This is a genomic window from Mucilaginibacter mallensis, from assembly GCF_900105165.1.
GTDB lineage: Bacteria > Bacteroidota > Bacteroidia > Sphingobacteriales > Sphingobacteriaceae > Mucilaginibacter > Mucilaginibacter mallensis.
The window spans coordinates 4,699,324-4,721,087 of sequence record NZ_LT629740.1 but is presented as its reverse complement, the minus strand read 5'-3'; the positions used below and the strand labels follow the sequence as shown (position 1 = coordinate 4,721,087).

Annotated in this window: 20 protein-coding genes; 3 read left to right on the top strand and 17 right to left on the bottom strand. The window is 41.1% G+C overall.

The genetic code is table 11. The annotated features are described in order from the left end of the window. Positions 1–12 precede the first annotated feature (12 nt). From BLU33_RS19185 to BLU33_RS19130, 12 genes are all read right to left on the bottom strand, one after another. A complete protein-coding gene (locus tag BLU33_RS19185; RefSeq protein WP_091376850.1) occupies positions 13–990 on the bottom strand; it encodes a glycosyltransferase in 978 nt (325 codons plus the stop codon). Positions 991–1,001: 11 nt separating this feature from the next. After that, a complete protein-coding gene (locus BLU33_RS19180; protein ID WP_157682259.1) occupies positions 1,002–1,934 on the bottom strand; it encodes a glycosyltransferase family 2 protein in 933 nt (310 codons plus the stop codon). Between the two features lie 19 nt (positions 1,935–1,953). Beyond that, complete coding sequence (locus BLU33_RS19175) at positions 1,954–2,874, bottom strand: glycosyl transferase (RefSeq protein WP_157682257.1); 921 nt, start codon at positions 2,872–2,874, stop codon at positions 1,954–1,956. Between the two features lie 53 nt (positions 2,875–2,927). Further along, positions 2,928–3,872, bottom strand: coding sequence for a glycosyltransferase (locus tag BLU33_RS19170; protein ID WP_091376840.1), 945 nt, complete (start codon positions 3,870–3,872; stop codon positions 2,928–2,930). A 12-nt stretch (positions 3,873–3,884) separates the two neighbouring features. After that, positions 3,885–4,430: an acyltransferase gene (locus BLU33_RS25650; protein ID WP_091376837.1), complete on the bottom strand. Its 546-nt coding sequence runs from the start codon at positions 4,428–4,430 to the stop codon at positions 3,885–3,887. Positions 4,431–4,439: 9 nt separating this feature from the next. After that, entirely contained in the window at positions 4,440–5,684 is a 1,245-nt protein-coding gene (locus tag BLU33_RS19160) for an ABC transporter ATP-binding protein (protein ID WP_091376834.1), read from the bottom strand. Next, a complete protein-coding gene (locus tag BLU33_RS19155) occupies positions 5,684–6,553 on the bottom strand; it encodes an ABC transporter permease (RefSeq protein WP_091376831.1) in 870 nt (289 codons plus the stop codon). Before BLU33_RS19155 ends, BLU33_RS19160 begins: the two co-directional genes overlap by 1 nt. Continuing rightward, entirely contained in the window at positions 6,534–7,664 is a 1,131-nt protein-coding gene (locus BLU33_RS19150) for a glycosyltransferase family 4 protein (protein ID WP_091376827.1), read from the bottom strand. Before BLU33_RS19150 ends, BLU33_RS19155 begins: the two co-directional genes overlap by 20 nt. Then, positions 7,657–9,444 carry an asparagine synthase (glutamine-hydrolyzing) gene (gene asnB, locus BLU33_RS19145; RefSeq protein WP_091376824.1) on the bottom strand — a complete coding sequence of 596 codons (1,788 nt, stop codon included), beginning with the start codon at positions 9,442–9,444 and terminating at the stop codon, positions 7,657–7,659. Before asnB ends, BLU33_RS19150 begins: the two co-directional genes overlap by 8 nt. Positions 9,445–9,590: 146 nt before the next feature. Then, positions 9,591–10,100, bottom strand: a complete 510-nt coding sequence (locus tag BLU33_RS19140) for a UpxY family transcription antiterminator (RefSeq protein ID WP_091376821.1) — start codon at positions 10,098–10,100, stop codon at positions 9,591–9,593. Positions 10,101–10,111: 11 nt separating this feature from the next. Beyond that, a complete protein-coding gene (locus BLU33_RS19135; RefSeq protein WP_232009331.1) occupies positions 10,112–12,535 on the bottom strand; it encodes a polysaccharide biosynthesis tyrosine autokinase in 2,424 nt (807 codons plus the stop codon). Next, complete coding sequence (locus tag BLU33_RS19130) at positions 12,535–13,266, bottom strand: polysaccharide biosynthesis/export family protein (RefSeq protein WP_172829266.1); 732 nt, start codon at positions 13,264–13,266, stop codon at positions 12,535–12,537. The genes BLU33_RS19135 and BLU33_RS19130 overlap by 1 nt, the downstream gene beginning before the upstream one ends. Positions 13,267–13,427: 161 nt before the next feature. On the opposite strand from BLU33_RS19130, the gene BLU33_RS19125 reads away from it, so the two are divergent. The 3 genes from BLU33_RS19125 (at position 13,428) to BLU33_RS19115 (ending at position 16,051) form a co-directional block, all read left to right on the top strand. Beyond that, positions 13,428–14,174 (top strand): glycosyltransferase family 2 protein, encoded by a 747-nt coding sequence (locus BLU33_RS19125; protein ID WP_091376811.1) that lies wholly within the window; start codon positions 13,428–13,430, stop codon positions 14,172–14,174. 76 nt (positions 14,175–14,250) lie between these two features. Further along, positions 14,251–15,354, top strand: coding sequence for an MraY family glycosyltransferase (locus BLU33_RS19120; RefSeq protein ID WP_091376809.1), 1,104 nt, complete (start codon positions 14,251–14,253; stop codon positions 15,352–15,354). A 127-nt stretch (positions 15,355–15,481) separates the two neighbouring features. Next, the gene (locus BLU33_RS19115; protein WP_091376807.1) at positions 15,482–16,051 is read left to right on the top strand and encodes a hypothetical protein; all 570 of its coding nucleotides are present in this window, start codon (positions 15,482–15,484) and stop codon (positions 16,049–16,051) included. Between the two features lie 125 nt (positions 16,052–16,176). On the opposite strand, the gene BLU33_RS19110 is transcribed toward BLU33_RS19115, so the two are convergent. The 5 genes from BLU33_RS19110 to bshC form a co-directional block, all read right to left on the bottom strand. Further along, the gene (locus BLU33_RS19110; protein WP_091376803.1) at positions 16,177–17,259 is read right to left on the bottom strand and encodes an Ldh family oxidoreductase; all 1,083 of its coding nucleotides are present in this window, start codon (positions 17,257–17,259) and stop codon (positions 16,177–16,179) included. 300 nt (positions 17,260–17,559) lie between these two features. Next, positions 17,560–18,801 (bottom strand): NHL repeat-containing protein, encoded by a 1,242-nt coding sequence (locus tag BLU33_RS19105; protein WP_091376800.1) that lies wholly within the window; start codon positions 18,799–18,801, stop codon positions 17,560–17,562. Positions 18,802–18,874: 73 nt separating this feature from the next. Continuing rightward, complete coding sequence (locus BLU33_RS19100) at positions 18,875–19,408, bottom strand: RBBP9/YdeN family alpha/beta hydrolase (protein ID WP_091376797.1); 534 nt, start codon at positions 19,406–19,408, stop codon at positions 18,875–18,877. A 146-nt stretch (positions 19,409–19,554) separates the two neighbouring features. After that, entirely contained in the window at positions 19,555–19,953 is a 399-nt protein-coding gene (locus BLU33_RS25205; protein WP_157682255.1) for a hypothetical protein, read from the bottom strand. 199 nt (positions 19,954–20,152) lie between these two features. Continuing rightward, the gene (gene bshC / locus BLU33_RS19095) at positions 20,153–21,757 is read right to left on the bottom strand and encodes a bacillithiol biosynthesis cysteine-adding enzyme BshC (protein ID WP_091376794.1); all 1,605 of its coding nucleotides are present in this window, start codon (positions 21,755–21,757) and stop codon (positions 20,153–20,155) included. Positions 21,758–21,764 lie beyond the last annotated feature (7 nt).

Sequence of the window (21,764 nt, the reverse complement as noted above, 5' to 3'; positions counted from 1 at the left end):
ATTGGCTGGTAATTAAACTGATTCGAATTGTTTTGTATTGGCTTTTAGATATTTCCAGGTTTCTTCCTGGCTTTTTAAGTATGCCGCCATAGGTTTTATGTTGGCTATATTCCCCACGCACCATCTTATAGTTCTGTACCAATCATTAGCATTTAAATTAAGCAGTAATGATGGTTTTTTGAGGTAGAAGCAAACCGCCAGGAAAAATACCGCTACAGGCGATGGCCGCCGTGTACGGTAAAACTCCAGCAACTGTTTTGTTGTGGCCTTTGGGTTACTGCTGCTGTTAATGTATGATGCCACTGTCATGATCAGTGTGCCTGTCCATTTTATTTTGTCCTTTGTTTGGCTGGTAACCAGCGTTTGCGAAAAGTTGGCCAATACTTTTGAATTTAAAAATATAGGGTGTTCAAAAGCCCTTTCCCTGATAACTTCTACCGCGTTTGATAAGGAGCCGGGAGGGATCTGGTATTGTGCAGCTTTACTACCCCTGTACAACATTGCACCAGTAGAGTGAAGATGCCCTAATGCCTGTGATGGCTGAGGCCAGGTAAAGAAACGATCATGGTTAACAGGCCAGATAGTTTTGCCGGTATCATGCCAGGTACGGTCTTCATTCTCTTTCCAGATATGCATATTGCACCAGCTAACAGCTATGCTGTTGTCCTTCTCCATTACCCGGATCATCTCCTCTAAAAAAGTAGGTTCCCACCAGTTGTCATCTTCAAGCATGGTGGCGTAATCTTCGTCGCAACCGGCAAAAGCCAGGTTGAATGATTGGGTAGTACCTAAATTTACAGGATGAGTTTTTATGATGAAGCGGTCGTCGCCCAGTGATCTTACGTATTCTTCGGGAAAAGTATTGCCGGGCAAATCATTGTGCAGCTCGCATACCCAATCTGTAAATGTTTGACCAATTAAACTGGCAATAGCCCGTTTAAGCATTTCATTGCGATCATAGGTAAACAGGTAAACTCTACAGGTAGGCATTATTTATAGATTTAACAATTTTTAAATGCTGATAAAGTGTACTTGATTTTTTTACAAGCTTTCCAGCCAATGATTTGTGTTAATATTTTAGTGTAACCTCTGGAAGCATATGAAATACTGGAACCGCCAAAGTCTTTAATTTTTTGTTCCGCCTTGTTGGTAACAGATGCATGCGATGGATAAAAATCATAGACAAAATGTTGAAAATGATTGGCTGCGAGGTTTCTTATACGAGGACTAGATTCATAGTCCAACATATGTTTAACGCCTAAATCGATCGATTCATAAGCAGATTCAGCTCCCTTTTTAGATTTCAATCCGGATAAAGACTGATTTAAGCCGCTTCTGTAATACAATATGGCATCGTCGGCGTAGCTGATTTTTTCGGCTTTTAAGAATACTCTTATAAAAAATTCAAAGTCGTTTATTAATGACAGTTTTTCGTTCCATAAGCCTGATACGGTTAATATAGGCCTTGGGATCAGCCATAAGGCACATTGCAACATGACCTGCTTTCCGGTCATTGATTCAACCAGCCAATCAATCGGTGCCCTATCGCTTTTAATGCTATCTGTTACTAGCTTGAAAGTATTTAAATCGTTATTGTAGAATCGCCCCCAGGAAGCTGAAGCGATTGTTTTTTCACTACCGGCGATAACTTCAACCTGGTTTTTAATGAAATCAGGAGATATCAAATCATCGGCATCCATAAACTTTATCAGTTCGCCTTTAGATAATGAGAATGCTTTATTAGCAGCAGTGCATTGACCCTTATTCTCCTGGTGATAGATTTTTATTCTATCATCCTTTAATTTTTCAAGCTGTTCACTTGTATTGTCGGTAGATCCATCATTTACGATGATCAGTTCCCAATTTTTATAGGATTGATCAATGACCGAATTAATTGATTCGATAATATATGATCCAGCATTATAAGCGGGCATGCAAATGGAAACTAAAGGGCTATTCATGTATCAATTTCCAGGCGTTCTTCAAATATATTTCTTTTGACAGATCGACATAATGATGTAACGTGTTTGCTGTTTGTTGCAGGTCGGCAGCAGACGGGTTTACTTTATAGTCGTCCTTATCTAAAACTACCGATGGTGTTTGCCCTATAAGCATAGCCGATAATGCTTGCTCAAGATAATAGCTGGTGCCTTCTTTTTCTTCAAGTGTTTTTACCCAAAACTCTATGGCATCCCAGTTTAAAGTGGTAGTGTTTAAGCCAATAGCACCCACATTGATCAGTTTTGGAATTTCTGATCCGCATAGTTCATGCATGAGTGCGGGTGAATAGCCATAGCTATTTACAGTATCAACCATATGTAATGGACTGTCGGGGTTTTTAAGCCAGTTAATCATGGCTTTGGGCTCTTTCCAGAAAAGCATATCGGAGTCCAATACGAGTTTCCAATCGCTTATACCGGCGGTATGAACATCCAGCATTTTTTTAATATGCGGATATACGCTACGTTTATGGTGTAAAACAGGGTACTTATCAGCAGGTAAATGTTTTTCCAGGTTGGTGTTTATCTGGTCGTTAGTTACTATGGTAGCTCCGGGTAATTTTGTTGAAATCAAATCAGCTATTGCAGGCGTAAAAGTTCCATCGTCAATAAGTACAAAATGAAATCTTTCTGTACTTACCTTTAAAAGAGAGCTTATACAAAACAAGGTTTGGTGGATGTATTTTTTACCCGTTAAAAAATAAACAGGCAAACCATCGGCATAGCTTGGGGATATGGGTAACTTGTACGCTGCCCTTTTCATTTGCTTATTGCCGTTAATTACTTTTTGGTAATTATAGTAGCCTCCAAAACGCTTATAGGTTTTTAATTTTGATTTTGGGGTGCGGTATAAGAAGTTTATTAATCGTTGCAAGATGGGGGGGTAATATAATTGTTTAACGTTTGACATTAGCCAAAGGTTAAGACTTATGATTCTGTTAGTTCAGACAAGCCTTTGAATAATCCGCGGGCACCATGGTACTTAATGGCATTTGCCGGGCTTTTCCATGGTTTATAATTGAAAAACGCTTTGATGTTCCTGGGTATGACGCCTAGTGGAGAAATAGGTTTCCACGGGCACAGATCATGGGCATATAAGACCTTTACCCACGAGTTATTGGATGAATAATTTAATCTTTTCAGATACGGGACGGCTAAGCGGCCATTATTTATAAGGTGTTGTAAGCTTAATTCGGGAAAATAGCCGACTTTAAATCCGTTTTTTAAAGCGATGATATTGATCTCATTATCACCTCCGGAGCTTAAGTTATTGCCTGTTCTGTCTTTTACTATGCTTTTGTTTGATTTGATATAATTATAATATTGTTCAAAACATTTACGGCTTAATATCATGCCTGCACCAATAGGGGCGATGGGTGGATAACCGTTTGATAAATTACCGGTAATAGTTTGTGGCTGCTCATGTGGCCTTACCGCAACTAAACTATAGAATTGCTGAAACCATTCGTCGGGCTGGCTTTCAAAAACACCGATGCTTTTACCACCTGCAACACCAAGTTTTGGGTGTTTATTAAATAAAGACAGCGCTATTGATAAATAATCAGGAGCTAAGATGTTATCATCGTCTACCAGTATAATCAGGTTAGCTTTGCTTTCTTCGTAACCTTTTAATCGTGCAAAAGTTAATCCTTGCCTGCTTTCTTTAACAATTCTGAAATTGGGATGCCAGCCGGTATCAATTAATTGAAGTGTATTGTTAACCGAGGCGTTATCTACAATGATACATTCCCATGAATCTACAGGTAGGTCTTGATTTTTTAAGCCATTTAACGTTTGCTGAAGATTTTCTAAACCGGGATTATAGGTTGGTATAATTACCGATACAGCAGGTATGTTGTTATTTAAACTCAAGTAATATGCAGTTTATTCTTCACGGTATTTAATAACTCTGGCCGGGTTACCAACGCTGATACTGTAAGGCGGCAGATCTTTTGTTACTACCGAACCTGCCCCAATTACACAACCATCGCCAATAGTAACACCGCCTAATATTTTGCAACCGGCACCAATCCAAACATCTGAACCTATTTTAACCGGTAGTAATATATCGGGCATTGACCTAATGGGGATACTTTGACCGGGCACCGTATGGTTAGATGAAACTATACAGGTGTGCATTGCTATTAATGTTTTCGCACCAATTTCTACCCCTCCATGGCCATATATTACCACGTATTCACCAATATATACAAATTGCGCTATGTTAATTTTTCCGCCGTATGAGTTTAGGACAGCTCCTGTTCCTATTTCACAATCCTCAGCTATGCTGATTGCACCGGTACTCCTGTTTAAAAATGTAAGCTTTAAAGTTACGCGCGGATGTAATTTAACAGCATAGTTAATATCTATCCCAGCTATCCTGGCAGATAAAATTCTAAAAAAGCTTGCTATTTTAAAATGTCGTTTCAATTGAAATAATTAAGTGCGATCGGCTAAAAGCGACCAATCGGCATTAACCTGAACTGCGCCAATATCTTCGATATTATATTGGTGCAGCAATTTGTTTTTAGGGAAGAAATCAAAAGTTAAATAATCTATTTTCAGATCAAAATCGGTTTGATCATCGCCTAAAAAGGCACTTAACAAGTAAGTTCCGTAATGCAATGGCAAATCAGGAACAAACAGTGTAGCCTGGCCATTTTGTACAGGTGTATTAGTATGGTTAAGTGCGTGAAGCTTAAAATTTGTGCCAAATACAGGATTGCCAAATGCTGTTTTAATTACCACACCCACATTCGGCGAGTCGATTACAAATGGTGAATTAAAGAATACAGTGCACTTTAAATTGCCATTTATGATCTCATCAGCATCAATTACCACCTGGGTGATCTGAGGTTTTGAAGAAGTTGAGCTATTGGCGGCAGACAGCGTTTGGTTAACCGAATTATAGTGTTGTATAACAGAAACGATATCGCCCCGTTTTTCGATCATACCATTTTTTAAATAGATACCGCTGGTGCAAAGTGAATTTACAGCACCCATATTGTGGCTCACAAACAATACTGTTCTGCCTTCGCCTTTGCTGATGTCGCCCATTTTGCCCAGGCATTTCTTTTGAAATTCAGCATCGCCTACGGCTAATACTTCATCAACTATAAGAATTTCTGATTCTAAATGCGCTGCAACTGCAAAAGCCAGGCGCACATACATACCCGATGAGTAGCGTTTTACAGGAGTATCAATATAACGTTCAACCCCGGCAAATGCTACTATCTCATCAAACTTGCGTTTGATCTCGGTTTTGCGCATGCCAAGTATGGCACCATTTAAAAATATGTTTTCACGCCCGGTTAATTCAGGGTGAAAGCCTGTACCAACTTCGAGCAAGCTTGCTATACGGCCCTTTATTTTTACGGAGCCTGTTGTAGGGGAGGTAACGCGGCTTAGTACTTTAAGCAGTGTGCTTTTGCCTGCGCCATTGCGGCCAATAATGCCCACGGCATCACCCTGTTCAATCTCAAAGTTCATGTCTTTTATACTCCATACAATATCGCTTTCGCTTTTTACTGTACGGTCGTTTGTTTCGCCAATTTTAAGAAAGGGATCTTCTTTTCCACGCATCCGTGCCCAAAAGCGCTCCAGATCGCGCGAGACGGTGCCTGTACCAAAATCGCCTAACTGGTATGCTTTTGACAGCCCTTCTGCTTTTATAACTTTAGTCATTACACGGTATCAACAAAGGTTCTTTCTACTTTATTAAAAATAACTATACCCAAAAAGAGTATAACAGCAGTTACTGCACAGCTATATCCTAACAGGCCCCAGGTAAAATCACCGGTGCCGAAGAATCCATATCTGAAAGTTTCGATCACTGGGGTTACGGGGTTATATTTTATTATCCAGCTGTATTTGGGATATTTAGTAATAGCGGTTGATAAGGGATAAATAACGGTAGTAGTATACATTAACAAAGGCACAGCGAATGTCACCACAAAGGCCAGATCGCGGTATTTTGTGGTAACAGCTGATATGATCATGCCTAAACCAAGACCCAGAGCCGCAATAAGAATGATAAGCAAAGGAAATAGCAATATTATACCGGTTGGAATAAGAACAATGCCTTTTGCATAATAAATGCCGATGAGTACTATAAATAAAATGAACTGAACAGCAAATCTTACCAGATTTGATAGCACAATACTTAAGGGCATAATAAGCCTTGGGAAATAAACCTTACCCAACATGGCCGCGTTATCTTTAAACACGGTGGATGTTTTTGTAAGACAATCTGAAAAATAATTCCAGAGGATAGTGCCTGCCAAATAGAAGAGCGGGGCTGGTACCCCCGGCGTTTTTATACCGGCCAGGTTGCTGAATACCAGGTTATAAATTAAAATGGTAACTATGGGCTGTATAAAAAACCAAAGCGGGCCCAATATGGTTTGCTTATAAAATGATACAAAATCGCGGCGTACCAGCAGAAAAAGCAGGTCGCGGTAATGCCAGGTATCCTTCAGCTTTAGGTCAAGCAGACTGCTTTTAGCGCTGATCTCAATATCCCAATGCTCTTTATTAGCTGATTGATCCGTCATTTAATAATTGCTGTAATTTATTCATATAATCCTGTTCATTAAAATGAAGCAAACATTGTTGCTGCAGATTTTCGCGTTGTTGTAATGTTAGCGGCACTTTTAGGCTTTCGGTTATTGCCTCTTCCAGTTCGGTTATGTTGTTTACATCAATTGCTTTGCCCAGTTCGCCGTTGCGTATGGCATCAATACTGCCATCGGCATTACCGCAAATAACGGGTAGGCCACATGCCAGCGCTTCAATAAACACAATTCCGAAACCTTCCTTTTTACTGGGCAGCACAAACAGATCGGCTAACAAAAAATGATCAGACAAATCTTTTTCGGCTACAAAGCCCGTTAATATTACCTGCTCTTGTACGTTATTTGCTGCTATAAGTTCTTTTATGCGTATGCCCTCTTCAGTATCATATTGCCCGGAGAGCATATATTTAATAGCTGGTAATTTGTTTTTTAGTTTGCCTATAGCTTTTATAACCTGCTCATGACCCTTGTATTGCTCCGAGGCTGCCAGCCTTGTTAGGGTAAATATTAAAGGTTCGTTACCGGTTAAACCATATTTGGTAAGCAGGCTTTGCGGTTTTGAAAATGTATGCGGCAATTTCATGAAAGGATCTATCGCGTTGTTTAAAACAAAGCTTTTGGCCGCATCAGCATTATGCATTGTAATTACCTGCTGCCGTGTGAAATTGCTCACGGATATAACCTTATCGCATTTTGATAAAAGTACTTTTTTTAACTTTGATAACGGCCGCCAAACCTCAATACCATGCGCTATGAGCCATACCTTACATTTTGGGTTAATTGTTTTTATAATTACGCCAATAAATGCCAGGTTAATATGGCTTAATATAATAACATCAGCCTTTGCTGCTTCTTTTAGCGATTGTAGCACAAAGCTAATCCTGTTTGAGTTAAAGCCCCTGAAATTTTCTGAGGGCAGGTATTGCGGCATCAGGTCATGATCTGCATCATAGGCCGCAAGCATTTTAAAATCCCAGTTATTTTCTTTGGCGACATGGTATAGAGAATGCGCAAGCGTGCGGGTCATTTTTTGAATGCCGCCCGTTGTGCTGAACGTTTGTAAACTAAAAAGCATTACTTTTTTACTCATGCGTTTTTAGCTGGTATAATGCAAAGCTTTTTGACCAATGCACCTTATTTTCTTTAAATTTTTTAATCACGTTTTGTGCTGTTTTTCCCTGGTACAGGTTGTAATTGCTAGTTGCAGGGAGTTGTTGCATCCATTGTTGCAGCGGGAATGAGAAACCCATTTTTGGCCTGTTCCAAATCTTTTCGGGCAGTATATCTTTAAAGCTATCAATCAATAGTTTTTTACCCTGTATTTTGCTGAACCTAATATCAGGTGAGATACGCATGGTTAAACGGTGGAAATCCTCATCAAGAAAAGGAACTCTTACTTCTAAGCCGTGGCTCATGCTCATTATATCTGTATCCCGTAATAGTTGATTCTGCATGTAAAGGTTTGTTTCCATCCAGGCGGCATATTCCTCATCATAATGCTTGCAGCCTGATGTAATAGTATCGCTAAATAATATATCAGTAACCTGCTTAACATCAGTATTAAGTATCTTGGCTATATCGGCAGGGGTAAATAGCCCGCGCAATAAAAGATAATCGGCCAGGGGATGATTATGCGATAAAAATTCTATTTTTTTATACTGATCAGGCGCAAAAGGTAATGCAAGTGAAACCAGCTGTGCAGGTATCTTTCTTAAAGATCTTAAATATTGTATCCTGTTAAAAGATGGATACCCACCAAATAGTTCGTCGGCACCAAGGCCTGAAAGTACGGCTTTTAAGCCATCCTGCTGGGCATATTTACTGATGAACCAGGTATTAATGCCATCGGTTGTAGGCATATCCATAGCAGCCAGTATTTGCGGAAAAGATTCTTCGAAATCGTGCTGTTTTACCAAATGCGTAAACTTTTCGCCCTGTATTTCATTAAATACTACATTTTGATAGGCGCTTTCATCATAAGCCTTTTCGTTAAAAAATATGGATATAGTTTTTAACCGAGTTGTTTTTCGCGCGTTTGCAAGTAAAGTAATAAGGCTCGAATCAATACCCCCGCTTAAAAAAACACCAACCTGCGCGTCAGCTATCAACTGGCGGTCGATTGAAGATGTTAGCGCATCATGTAAGAGCTGTTTAGCTTCATTTTCGTTGGTGATGTATGATTCTTTTACATGTGTATAATATTCACCGCTTGTAAACGTGCTTTTGTTATTATCCCAGCATAAAAAGTGACCTTTAGGCAGGCTGAATACGTTTTTTAATGTGGTATAGGGCTCGGGTATGTGCCCAAATGCTAAAAAACGTACCTGCCATTGGCTGTCGGTCTGGGTAGCTATACCGGCAGTTTTTAAGGCTTTTACTTCGGATGAAAAGCTTAGCTGTCCGTTTTCAATATGATAATATAGGGGTTTTATGCCCGCTGTGTCACGTACCAGATAGGTTAATGCTTTTGCCTTATCATAAAGTGCAAAAGCAAACATTCCGCGTAGCTTTTGGAATGCTGAAACGCCCCAGTACAGGTACGCTTGTATAATAACCTCGGTATCGGTACCCGAATGAAAACTTGCCCCGACAAGCAAAAGTTCATTTTTTAGCTCCCTGTAATTATATATCTCGCCATTGAATGTTATCCACGCTTGCTCCTGTACATCGGCCATTGGCTGATGGCCATTACGGCTTAAATCAATAATTGAAAGTCTCCGGTGCCCAAATGCCAGGTGTTTTTCATTATCTGAAAAAATGCCCTCATCATCGGGGCCACCATGTTGTAAGGCATGACACATAGTCTTCACCTTAGTTTTGATCTCTTCCGATTGTAAGCGGTAAGATATTATTCCAGCAATTCTGCACATAATTGGGGTATATTCATGGCTTCGCCGCGTCAGTCACATTGGTTATATGCAACTCACTGTTTATCAGCATGGTTAAAACAATGCCGGTTAATTGAACTCATGGCATTTAATTAATCAAAAATGCCGTTTGGTATATATAGGTACCTTTAAAATCTATCAATTATTGAAGCTGCAACATGCACAATAATAGTGCAGCCCAAACTTTCAAGCCGTAATGCCAACTGTTTTTGTGACCGGTAGGATATGATCTCACCGGTCATACCTTTAAGCGGGCCTGCTTTTATAATTATTTTTTCGCCTGGTTGCAAATTTTCTTCAGTTACTTCCAGTTCAAATGGGCTTGCAATTAATAATTTAAGTTGTTCTATCTGCCGGTCGGGCATAGCGGTAATCCGGCCTCCAAAATATAAAAACCGTGCTATGCCCTTTGTCATTAATACTTCGGTTTGCTCGTGCTCTTTAATATGCACAAACAAGTATGATTTAATGAAAGGTTCTTCTACCCATTTCTTCCGGTCGCTCCATTTTTTAAGCTGCCGTTGTAAGGGCAGGTAAGCTTCAACTCCTTTGTTAATCAAGGATTGATATGCCTTTTTTTCAGCTCGTGGGTTTGTGTAAACCGGGTACCATTTGCCTGTATCTAATTTTACACCCATAAACTAAAAGCCTATTGTTTTTTAAACCAACGTCTGATGTCCCACCACTTTGCTTTGTCAGAATCCACGTAATAACCCGAGCTTTCGTAACCTAAATAATCAGAATAATAATAATATCGGCTACCATAATTTTCGCCGGTGAACTTAGTGGTGTAATATCGTGAGTGCAGCAAGTCTTCGGCAAAAGCATTTAATATAATTACTGTATTCTCCAGGTGGTATTCATGGGCGATGCGTTGGGGTATAGTGGCGGCATAATATTTTGATTTACCTGATCTGATAACAAATGCATTGACATCACTTGCCCTTATGAGCGGTATAGCATCAGAAACCAGGCCTATTGGTGCAGTATCAATCATAATAATATCGTACCTGGTTTTTAGCTCTGCAATAAGGGCGGCCATACGTGGGCTGTGTAAAAGCTCAGATGGGTTAGGTGGAACAGAGCCTGATACCATAAAATCCAGGTTCTCCTGCTTTGAGTGCAATATAACCTCATCAATAGTACATTGATTGGCAAGGTAATTACTTAAACCTTTATCATTGGGCACATCAAAGGTTTTGTGGATTTTTGAACGGCGTAAATCAGCTGCTATTAGTATAACCTTTTTATCAATAAGCGATAGCGTGCTTGACAAGTTAATAGCCACGAATGATTTTCCTTCGCCCGCTACTTCTGATGTAACGCAGATCACCTTGCTGGTTTTCTCTGAAGCTAAAAAGCTTAAATTGGTACGCACCGAACGTACCGATTCGGCAAAAACAGATTTAGGCTTGCTTATGGCCAGAATTTGTTTATTATCTGAATCCATATCATCAGGGAATTTTCTGATAATACCAAGAATAGGGATGGTTGTAAGGCTTTCAATAGTTTCCTTATCATATATATAAGGATTCAGAACCCTGATCAATATGATTAAGCCTAAGCCTAAAAGTATACCTAAAATTATGGCTGTACGGTGTATACCACTTTCATTAGGTGAAACCGGGGAGTAGTTTGGTTGGGCCTGTTCAATAATTGTAGCGCCGGGTAATATTGCCGAGCGACTTATTTGTGCTTCTAATTTCTTCTCAGATAAGAAGGCGTAAACTTTATCATTAACCTCAAAATCACGTTTCAGGCTAACCATTTCGCGTTCAGCTTCAGGTAGCAGTGCTATTTGCTGATTAACCTGGTTTAATTTATCATTCAGATAGCTTATACTTTTTTCAATGCGGATACGTGATTCATTGATATTGTTGAGTGCTGCATTTTTTAACTGCAATATTTGCTGATTAACATCCTGTACAGGTTGCGAGTTGGCATTAAACTGCTTTAGCATATCGCTTTTTTTCAGCAACAGGCCATCAAGTGTTTCAATTAATGCGCCGAGTAAAGGATCAATCACCCCCTCCATCTTGAAGTTAATATTTATATTATCGGCTTCACTGGTGATTTGCTTTTTAAGCTGATCTATTGCTATCTCCTGGATCTTCAACAGAGAGATCTGTGTTTCCAGGTCTTTAGCCCCGTTTAATGCACTTTGTGTTGAGGTGGTTACATCAATAACCTTTGAATTTTCCTTGTTCTCTTTGATCTTGATGGCTGAACCACGGACCTCTGCAGAAAGTGTATCGAGCTGGTTTTGAATGAAGTGAATCATTTGGGTGGCCGACAATGTTTTTTGATTGCGGTCATAGTTCAAATACTCCATCATTATCGCGTTTAACACATCGGCTGCAAACTGAGGATTATAATCGGTTTGCTGTAAGGAGATAATGTTTGAGTTTTTTGATACCTCGCTGGTGCGGAGGCCACCTTTTACCCTGCTCATGTAATCCTCAGGTGTGTTAAACTTAAACAGGTAAACAACCTTGTTTAATATATAAGCAGGCTTTTTAATGCTGAATGCAGTTGGCCCTACACTTACAGGCGTGTTATAATTGAGTACTTTTTTTACGGTTTTACCAGCTTCTTTGTAACTAAGGCGAAATGAATTGTTATTAACGGGCTGAAAGCTGATCAGATCATGAAAATAATTTGTGCTGTCGAACTTTAACAGTTGAATATTTAAAGGCTTTTCAGGGTAAAGATCACTTGTACGTATGCGACCACCTACATAAAAACTGATACGGTAATCCAGGTCCTTAATGGCATCAAGTATCAGGCTCCGACTTTGTATTACATAAGTTTCACTTTGTACCCTTGATGGCCCTTTATCTGCATTAATAACACTTACAAGGTCAGATATCTCAGATTTTTTTTCCTCAAACTTCATCGTGGCCGATGTAGCATAATTTTTTGGCGTATACCACAAATAAGCATAGGCTACAAGCATACACACGCTTATTGAAGCTACTATCCAATACCAGCGGCTTATAAGTATTTTGGCAATTTTAAAATAGTCGAGTTCCTGATTAGGTAACCTCTTAGATATCTTCTCGGTTTCTTCCATTATTTACGTGTAAGCGTAAAAATTATTAAAGCTGTGTTAACTAAAAGTAAAAAGGGTTGAATTACAGTTGAGAAAGACTGTAATTTGTCTGATTTTACAGCACGTTTATTTTCTGCTATATAAATGATATCGCCATTTTGAAGTATTGTTGCCGGGTTTGATAATGAGGTTATACTGCCGAGGTCAACTTCTGTAATTTCAGGTTGTTTGGGATTGCCCCTGATGATCTTTATGTTTTTTTCATTAGCCTTATCAGTAAGGCCACCTGCCTCGCCAATCATTTCAACTAATGTAGTTCTATCTTTTACTAAAGGATAATTGCCCTGGGTTTTTATTTCCCCAAGCATGGTTACCTGAAGGTTTACAATTTTCAACTCAATTATAGGGTCTTTAAGTAGCTTTTCACGATAAAGCGCTTCTATTTTATTTGAAGCTTCTATCCGGGTTAGGCCGGCAACCGGTATGTGGCCAATAACAGGCAATGCTACACTGCCATCAACCTCAACCTGGTAGGTTTGCCCTTGCGAGGGTGAGGTACTGCTTGATGAAGGTGATGCTGATGCCGTTGTTGTTGGTGACGCGGCCTGGCTACCCATATCGCCCACTATGTATGACATGTTTTGCAGGTTACGTATCTGAAGTATGTCCTGAGGTTTAATCCGGTAGCTATCTAATGCGGTTGAATCTTTTGGTTTTGGTGTATTGGCCAGTGAAGCCCTTTGCTCAAACAATATTTGATCTTGTTTATAAGAACACGAAGTAAGAATAAGAATAGTACCGAAAACTAAGTAAGTAAAAATTAAGAAGCGAGTAAAGGTTCTATTCATATAATTAGGGCGTGATAGCAAAAATACATAATTTGCAGCTTTTAAATAAGATTTATTTTTCTGGAATGCAGGACCTTAAAATATCATTAATTACTGTTACCTACAATGCACGGGCCACAATTAGCAGGTGCATAGAGTCTGTAGTGGCCCAAGGGTATAAAAATGTTGAATATATTATTATCGATGGGGGATCAAAGGACACTACTATTGAGTGTATCAATAAGTATAAAGATCATGTAACTGTTTTGGTATCAGAACCTGATAAGGGAGTATACGATGCCATGAACAAAGGGATATTGCTTGCTACAGGAGATATTGTAGGTACGCTTAACGCCGACGATTTTTTTGCATCAGACGATATATTGCAGTCAGTAGCGGATATGTTTGCCGAACAAAATGCCGATATTGCTTATGGCGATCTGGATTATATAGATGAGCAGGGGAAAATTATCCGCAAATGGCGTAGCAATAGCTACAAAAAAGGCATTTTTAATCTGGGATGGATGCCCCCTCACCCTACTTTTTACTGTAAAAGAGAATTATTTGAGCGTTTGGGCTATTATAGTCTTGAATATGGCACTGCAGCAGATTATGAGCTGATGCTCAGGTATATGCATTTACAAAGTATTCGTATTTGTTATATTAATAAAGTGATGGTTAAAATGCAGTGTGGAGGAATGAGCAATAATAGCCCCACTAATCGGGTAAGGGCGTGGAAATTTGATTTGAGGGCTATGCGTAGCAATGGGATACAATTCCCTTTATTTTCACTGATTATCAAACCATTGCGTAAAATTGTTCAATATTTTTAGCTGTTAAAAAAGGGGAAGGCTACTGGGGAACGTTTATTGCAGATTAATAATTAATAATTACAATAAACCCTCACATATGCCTGACTATTTACACACTTATCCTTTTCTTTCATACACCTTTATTGTAGTGTTTTCAATGGGGCTTACTTTATCAGCCATTCCATCGATATTGCACGTAGCAAGGGCAAGGCACTTATACGATGATTTAGGGAGTTTTAGAAAGCAACATGACCATGGTATACCCCGCCTTGGCGGCATTGCAATTTTTGTAAGTTTTACCATCACTGCGTTATTGTTTGGCTTTGCCGATAAATCATTACCAACAAACTATATGCTTGCAGCCTGTATCATATTGTTTGCTATGGGTTTAAAGGATGATTTGTCGGGAGTAAATTCGAGCACGAAATTTTTAATGCAAACATTTGTAGGGGCCATATTGGTGGTATTGGGCCATATACGCCTTACCAGTTTGTATGGCATATTTGGTGTGTTCGACCTCTCATATGGTGTGAGTGCGGCATTATCTATCTTAATAATTATACTCGTTGTAAATGCCTTTAACCTGATTGATGGTATTGACGGGCTGGCATCATTAACCGGGATAATTGTTAACAGTACTTTTGCCGGTTTATTTATATACATGAAACAATATGAATTGGCCGCTGTAGCGTTGGCACTTGTGGGCGCTACCATTGGCTTTTTAAGGTATAATATTAGCCCTGCTAAAATATTTATGGGGGATACAGGCTCATTATTGTTAGGCTTGGTGTCTGCAATTATGGCTTTGAAGTTTATTGAGCTGAATAAATTTTCGGGCGGTAAATTGCCGGATATTATTTCGGCACCGGCATTAGCAGTTGCTATTTTAATAGGGCCGGTATTTGATACTTTGCGTGTGTTTACTATACGTATAATTAATGGCGATTCACCATTCAGTGCCGACCGTAATCATATCCATCACCGTATTTTAACACTTGGATATAGTCATATACAAACTACGCTTATTCTATCAGGCTTTAATGTTGTATCAATACTTATAGTATTAATGCTTGGCAATATTAGTAACTCCACGCTGATATTTATGATATTCGGTGTGTCAATATTGTTTAACTGGTTGATAACATTCTTAATCCGATCAAAGGAACGCGAGAACCTTGCTTTGCGGAACTTGTTTACCTAGTAGTAAACAATACACATATTTTAACAGCGATAGCGCTATTTATAAAAACCTGGAATAGAGCGGCATTTGCCAAACTATTTCCAGGTTTTTTATTTATCACAGCTTGCAATTTGTTAACTTGCCCCGTATGTCATCTCATCATGTAGTTCGCGAAAAACAGGAACCGGCACTGCTGGTATTGGGCCTGGATAATTTCTCTGATGAGTTATTGGGGCAGCTGCTGGAATGGAGCCCGACTGTAATTGTTACACAATTAACAGCCGAAAAAGTAAACGCCTACGGCATTAAAATAGACTGGGTAATAGCCAATGAGGTTGATGAAAGCCTGCAATCGGATATAAAATTAATGCCTGCCGGTAATGATACTTTGGCCGAAGCAGCCATGAAATACCTGGTAACCTATAATTACCCGGCCGTAAATATTGTAACCGACGAGCTGCAATTAAAGGATTACCTTTTTTATATTGATAAAATAAACATGGTGATATTTTATGGGGATAAAAAAATATATGCGGTAAATTCCGGCTTTAGCAAATGGAAACCTGCCGGTGAAACCATAGAATTACTATCAGACCCGCAACAGTTTCATTTCAGCGGATTGGAAAATATAGAGGGTAACCGGTTTAAAACTACACACGATGGCTTTTTTAGCCTGCAGTTTGAGCAGCCTTTTTTGTTTATTGCTGAGGATTTGTAGGAAATTATTCTTTACCCGTCATCCCGAACTTGTTTCGGGATCCCATACGGTGAGCGGCTATGCAAAGTTTTAGACTGAGCAAGTGGGGTGCTGAAACAAGTTCAGCATGGCCTCTCTTTACTGCTTTAAGAAAATACCAACCCCTCAACCCCCAACTTCTTCGCCAGTTCATCCAGATCATTAGCTACGGCATCAACCAATGGTATGCCATTCTTTCTTCTGTCAATCTCAGCTTCCAGTTCGGGTTCGCCGGGGATGATTACTTTTTGGGTAGGGTCGATAGGTGAGGCTGATTTAAAACGGCTTACCCAGTTATCCATATTGGCTTTAAATTCATCAACCGGGCGAAAGCCATCAACCCGCATAGCGCCTACAAAATGTCCTATTCCTTTACCAACCGGATTATCTGACGGATCCAAAAACGCCACGAATGGCGGTACCCATGGGCCATAATTTGCGCCTGATAATACTGCCGAAAGTATATCAACAGTGGCACTTAGTCCAAAACCTTTATGGCTGCCGTGATCCCTGTCGCTGCCCAGTGGCAGCAATGAACCACCAGTTTTTAGGGCGTGAGGATCGGTTGTATAATTGCCCTGTTTATCCTGTATCCAGCCTTCGGGCACTTGTTTGCCCAGGCGCTGCGCTATTTCCAGCTTGCCGTTTGCTGCCGCAGATGTTGCCATATCAACAATTACAGGCGGATATTTACCTGCCGGGAAGGCGTAACACATAGGATTTGTGCCCAACATACGTTCGTTGGAAAATGTGGGCGCTACCAGCGGACTGGCATTTGTCATGGCGAAGCCGATCATATCTTTTTCAACGGCCATTAAAGCATGGTAACCTGCGATGCCGAAATGATTGGAGTTACGTACCGATACCCAACCTGAGCCATATTTTTCAGCCTTTTCAATAGCCACCTGCATGGCAAAAGGGGCAACAACCAGGCCTAAACCCGCATCGCCATCGATGGTTGCGGTAGTGGGAGTTTCATGTACTATTTTTATATCTGGCCGGGGATTGATGCGTTGTTTTTCCCACAAACGTACATAGCCGGTTAAGCGTGCTACGCCATGCGAGTCTATTCCGCGGAGATCGGCTAGTAACAATACATCAGTTGCTAAAGCAGCATGTTCGGGGCTACAGCCCATTGCCAGGAAAATATTTTGGGTGAAGTTGCGTAAAGCGGATTCGGTAATAACCATAACGGCAAATATAATGGTTATAGAGGAATGTGATAAAGAATGAAAGTTGCAAACTTTCATTATCTGTGGGCTCCAGTCGCAGACTGAAGCCAGAGTTGTTGGGACTGAAGCCCGTATCGGTACATCTGAAGTTTGCGTTAGTGATAGGAGCGGATACCGGCCTTGTGGCTAAGGCCTGTGCAGTATGAGCGTATAGCACGGGCCGGAGGCAACGCCCTTGTCACGCTAGAAAGTTACAAACTTTCGTTGTCAGTAGGCTTCAGTCACAGACTGAAGCCAGTATGGGATGAGAGAATATTATCACCTTCGTTTTTTTATGAGGATGCTTGATAGTGAACGGCTGCTGAGCTTATGTGCAACATGGAGGTTATTAAGATGCCTTTTAAGTGATAGTGCTTTGCCGTTTATTGAGCCTGCTATGCCGCTGCCTGCAATGGTACTTACTGCGCCAGCTGGGGTTATTTTACGGATGACATTATTGTAGGTGTCGGCCACATAAACATTGCCTGCTGCGTCAACTGCTAAGCCGGATGGGCCGTTAAAGGTGGCTTTTGTACCTGTGCTATCAGCCTGGCCTGCCGCGCCGCTACCTGCAAAGGTGGTGACTACCCCGCCTGGGGTTATTTTACGGATGAGGTTACTTACGTATTCGCTTACATACACATTGCCCAAGGCATCAACTGCTACGCTATTGGGGTAGTAGAAAGCAGCAGCGGTGCTTGTTCCGTTTATGGATGCCGTGGTATCTGCATTGCCTGCAAGGGTAAATATAGTATCAGCGCGGGGTTGAATTTCGCGAATGAGGTTGTTTAAGAGGTCGGCGACATAGATATTCCCACCGGCATCAAGAGCAATGCCTGTTGGGTTATTGAAGGATGAGGAAAGTAATTTACCGTTGCCTGCGCCCGGATTGCCATTGCCTGCAATTGTGCTTACCGCGCCTGTAGAAGCCACAATTTTGCGGATAAGGTTATTGCCGGCATCTGTTACATATAGGTTATCTGAGGCATCCACAGCTATACCTGTTGGTCCGAAAAAGTAGGCTGCGGCACCAATGCCATCAACTGCACCTATACTATCGCTGCCGGCAACAGTGCTTACCAAGCCAGCAGCACTTATCTCACGGATCTGGTTATTGTTGTTATCGGCTACGAAAATATTGCCCGAGGCATCAACAGCTATGCCGGTAGGCCCGTTAAATGACGACGAGGTGCCCTGGCCGTTTAATGAACCCTGGTTGCCATTACCCGCTACCGTGCTAACCACGCCTGTAGTGCTTATTTTACGAATGAGGTTATTGCCATAATCGGCCACGTAAATATTGCCGGCGGCATCCACAGCCAATGCAGTAGGGGCGTTGAATGATGCTGTTGAATCGGCTTTATTGGTATCGATGCCAGTTGTTGTGCCCGTACCACCGGTTACATTATATTTGGTGGTAATAGGCGTGATGGTTTTTTTAGTACATGCCGTAAAAAAACAAGCCATTGCCAACAGTAGTTGCAGGATAATTAATGGCTGTTTTAAATGGAATAACTTCATTTTTAATAAATACCGCGGAGAATCTCTATCAGGAAATAAAGATATAGTAATTATTTATTCAATAGCGGTTTAGCTACTCAAGTTTTTTTAATAATTCCAATCCCTGATGCCATTCTCCCAGGCCTGATGATGAGTTGATGTGGCCAGCATCGCCAATATTTACCCATTCGCTTCCCCAGCTATCGGCGAAATGACGGGCACGCTCAAGAGTAACATAGTAATCGTTTGTGCTAGCTACTACTATTGACCTGAATGGTAATTTTATGAGTGGAACAGGGCTGAAACCAGTAGTTCCAGGCGGGTAGGTATCTGCCTCGGTATCACTTGGCGCAACCAATAAAGCGCCTTTAATTTTTACATTGAACTTTTGCGCCCAATAAGCAATAGTTGTACAGGCGAGGCTATGGCCAACTAAAATTACATTAGCGGCATAGTGCTTTTGTACTTCGTTATTGATATTTTCGATCCAATCGGCGCAGACAGGTGTTTCCCAATCGGCTTGTTGCACGCGGGTAAAATTGAATTTTTGTTCCCAGATGGATTGCCAGTGTTCGGGGCCGGAATTGCCCAGGCCGGGGAGGATAAGGGTGGTGGGTTGGGTTTGCATTATACAAATATATAAAAAGCATTATTGTGAGGAATGAAGCAATGTCTAACTTTCCAGAGCATGATCGTTGACATATCGCATGAAGCCGCTCATTGCCGCGGAGGCTACTACTTTTGTCTTGATACAAAAGGTAGCAAAAAATCAAGTCAGTCGAAAGGCTTCTTTGCCGCACAAGGCTTTCCCTGCAAATCAGGCAAAACCTGGGCTGGAATCTTTTTGCGGCCACAGTGCGCGCACGGGCCGATGCGCTGCAAAAATTTCCTATGCCCTGCCATGCACAAGGCCACTATTGTTTTGCCTGATTTCATCCGAAGCTGTTCTACTGACAGAGAAAGAAGCCTCGCCCAACCCTCTCCAAAGGAGAGGGCTTTAAATGAACCGTGATAAAAAAAGCGTGGGCCCTGACAACAAGGGCGGGCCAGCGCAGGCGGGAATGCCGGTTTAGCTTTTTGTGTGATGTGAGGTACGAAAGTACCGAACAGCGAAAAAAGCGTGAAGAACCGGCAGGGAGCGGGGAAGCATCCTTGTTGTCTTGATTTATTCACATGTTGTCTGTTTTTTTAAGGTGTTCATGAGCTCCCTACGGTCGGTATTTTGGTTACTTTTTGTATCAAGACAAAAAGTGACGTCTTAGCGACAAGCGATACCATGAGACAGGTATACGAGAAACAATCCCGCTCTGTACAGTCGGGGATTGCTTCGTTCCTCGCAATGACGGTTGGTCAGTAGGGTGTGAATATTTAACTACTCTTCCGTTAGCAACGTAAACTTAAAATCAAGCGGTTCAAAGTTACGCACCAGCTCATCGATGAAATTTTGTCCCCATTTTACGTAGAAGAGGCCGAAGTTTTCGTTACGTTCCTGCAGGCTATTTTTGGGGAAAAGATCGGCTTTGATGTTATCTACCTGCTCTAAACGGTTGTGATAGTTGATTTTTTCGGCTTTTACCAGTTTCTTTTCCAGGTTATCTATCGCTTTTTTTAACCGTGCCTGCACAGCCTCGGCTGATGGAGCGAGGGTGGTATCTATTTTAAAGGAACGTAGTTTAATTCTTTCAAAAATAGCTGATAACTCGCGCCATTCCTCAGTTAGGGAAAGATTATGCTGACTGTGTTTTCTCACCCAGTCGTTTTTTATAAGATCGGTAGTTTTGAAGATATCGGCACCTGATAGTTCCATCTTCGCGATCTTTGAGGCGTATTCCCTGCGGATAACCAGGCCGGAATTACGGAGTATCAGGATAGGAAAATCAACTTTATAATGCTCAAAGTTTGATTTTAGCTCCAGCCAGTAAACTACTTCGGCACCACCGCCTACATAGGCTATATTGGGCAGGATGCACTCCTGGTATAATGGGCGCATTACTACGTTAGGGCTGAAGCGTTCGGGGTAGTTGCTTATTTCCTCTAACAATTCCTCTTTTGTGAAACTGATCTCAGCGTTTAAAACTTTGTAGGTATCGGCCTCAAAAACGATACGCTCGCGCAGATGCTCTTTAAGGTAGAAGAAATTTATCTCGCGTGGGTTTACCTGTATGTGTATACCTAAAGCGTGTAACTGCTCATTGGTGGCGGTAATATTTTTAAAGCTGTTTTGCTCCGTAATATCCTGCGCCATGATGGGGGCGAACTGCTGTTTAAGGCGATGATCATCGGCATCAATAATCACTAAACCATATTTACCGAATAGGGAGTCAACCATGTAGCGGGTTGCATCGGCAAGTTTATCAAATTTAGTGTAAGCAGTTTCAACTATGGCGGCCAGTTCAGGTGCATGTTGCTCCATACCTAAAACGCCTTTATATTGGTTAAGCGCCTGACGGATGGTATCGGGGTTTAAACGGCCGGTTGCCCCTGATGCCTCGTACCACCAATGGACTTTTTTGCCGCCGATGGTGGTATAATTGATCTCGGCAAAATCATGGTCTTCCGAAGCCATCCAGTAAACCGGTACAAAGTTTTTATCGGGAAATTGCTCCTTTAGCTGGCTGGCCAGTTTTATGGCGGTAGCTATTTTGTAAATGAAATATAGCGGGCCAGCAAAAATGTTAAGCTGATGGCCTGTAGTAATGGTGTATGTATTGGAGGATTTTAATTGTTCCAGATTTTGTGAAACCAAATCCGAAATGGGAAATCCGAAATCCGAAATCCGGGAGTATTGCTCTGAAAGGACCTGAAACAGAATCTCGCGATCAGCAACAACTTTTTTGGTTTTCAGCAGTTCGGCAAAGCCGTTCATATCGGGCCGGTGACTGTAAAAAGGTTTAAGATCGGCGTTATCGTCGATGTAGTCAATTACGGTTGGAGAAAAGTAACCGGTGTCTTTATAGCTAATACAGGATGCATCCATTAGTTCA

What these genes read in the sequence shown, in the direction of transcription:
- BLU33_RS19125 (WP_091376811.1), top strand. Translation starts at nt 13,428, where the DNA reads ATGCAGGACCTTAAAATATCATTAATTACTGTTACCTACAATGCACGG.
- BLU33_RS19155 (WP_091376831.1), bottom strand. Translation starts at nt 6,553, where the DNA reads ATGACGGATCAATCAGCTAATAAAGAGCATTGGGATATTGAGATCAGC.
- bshC (WP_091376794.1), bottom strand. Translation starts at nt 21,757, where the DNA reads ATGGATGCATCCTGTATTAGCTATAAAGACACCGGTTACTTTTCTCCA.
- BLU33_RS19110 (WP_091376803.1), bottom strand. Translation starts at nt 17,259, where the DNA reads ATGGTTATTACCGAATCCGCTTTACGCAACTTCACCCAAAATATTTTC.
- BLU33_RS19140 (WP_091376821.1), bottom strand. Translation starts at nt 10,100, where the DNA reads ATGGGTGTAAAATTAGATACAGGCAAATGGTACCCGGTTTACACAAAC.
- BLU33_RS19100 (WP_091376797.1), bottom strand. Translation starts at nt 19,408, where the DNA reads ATGCAAACCCAACCCACCACCCTTATCCTCCCCGGCCTGGGCAATTCC.
- BLU33_RS19180 (WP_157682259.1), bottom strand. Translation starts at nt 1,934, where the DNA reads ATGCCCGCTTATAATGCTGGATCATATATTATCGAATCAATTAATTCG.
- asnB (WP_091376824.1), bottom strand. Translation starts at nt 9,444, where the DNA reads ATGTGCAGAATTGCTGGAATAATATCTTACCGCTTACAATCGGAAGAG.
- BLU33_RS19160 (WP_091376834.1), bottom strand. Translation starts at nt 5,684, where the DNA reads ATGACTAAAGTTATAAAAGCAGAAGGGCTGTCAAAAGCATACCAGTTA.
- BLU33_RS19120 (WP_091376809.1), top strand. Translation starts at nt 14,251, where the DNA reads ATGCCTGACTATTTACACACTTATCCTTTTCTTTCATACACCTTTATT.
- BLU33_RS19150 (WP_091376827.1), bottom strand. Translation starts at nt 7,664, where the DNA reads ATGAGTAAAAAAGTAATGCTTTTTAGTTTACAAACGTTCAGCACAACG.
- BLU33_RS19185 (WP_091376850.1), bottom strand. Translation starts at nt 990, where the DNA reads ATGCCTACCTGTAGAGTTTACCTGTTTACCTATGATCGCAATGAAATG.
- BLU33_RS19115 (WP_091376807.1), top strand. Translation starts at nt 15,482, where the DNA reads ATGTCATCTCATCATGTAGTTCGCGAAAAACAGGAACCGGCACTGCTG.
- BLU33_RS19105 (WP_091376800.1), bottom strand. Translation starts at nt 18,801, where the DNA reads ATGAAGTTATTCCATTTAAAACAGCCATTAATTATCCTGCAACTACTG.
- BLU33_RS19135 (WP_232009331.1), bottom strand. Translation starts at nt 12,535, where the DNA reads ATGGAAGAAACCGAGAAGATATCTAAGAGGTTACCTAATCAGGAACTC.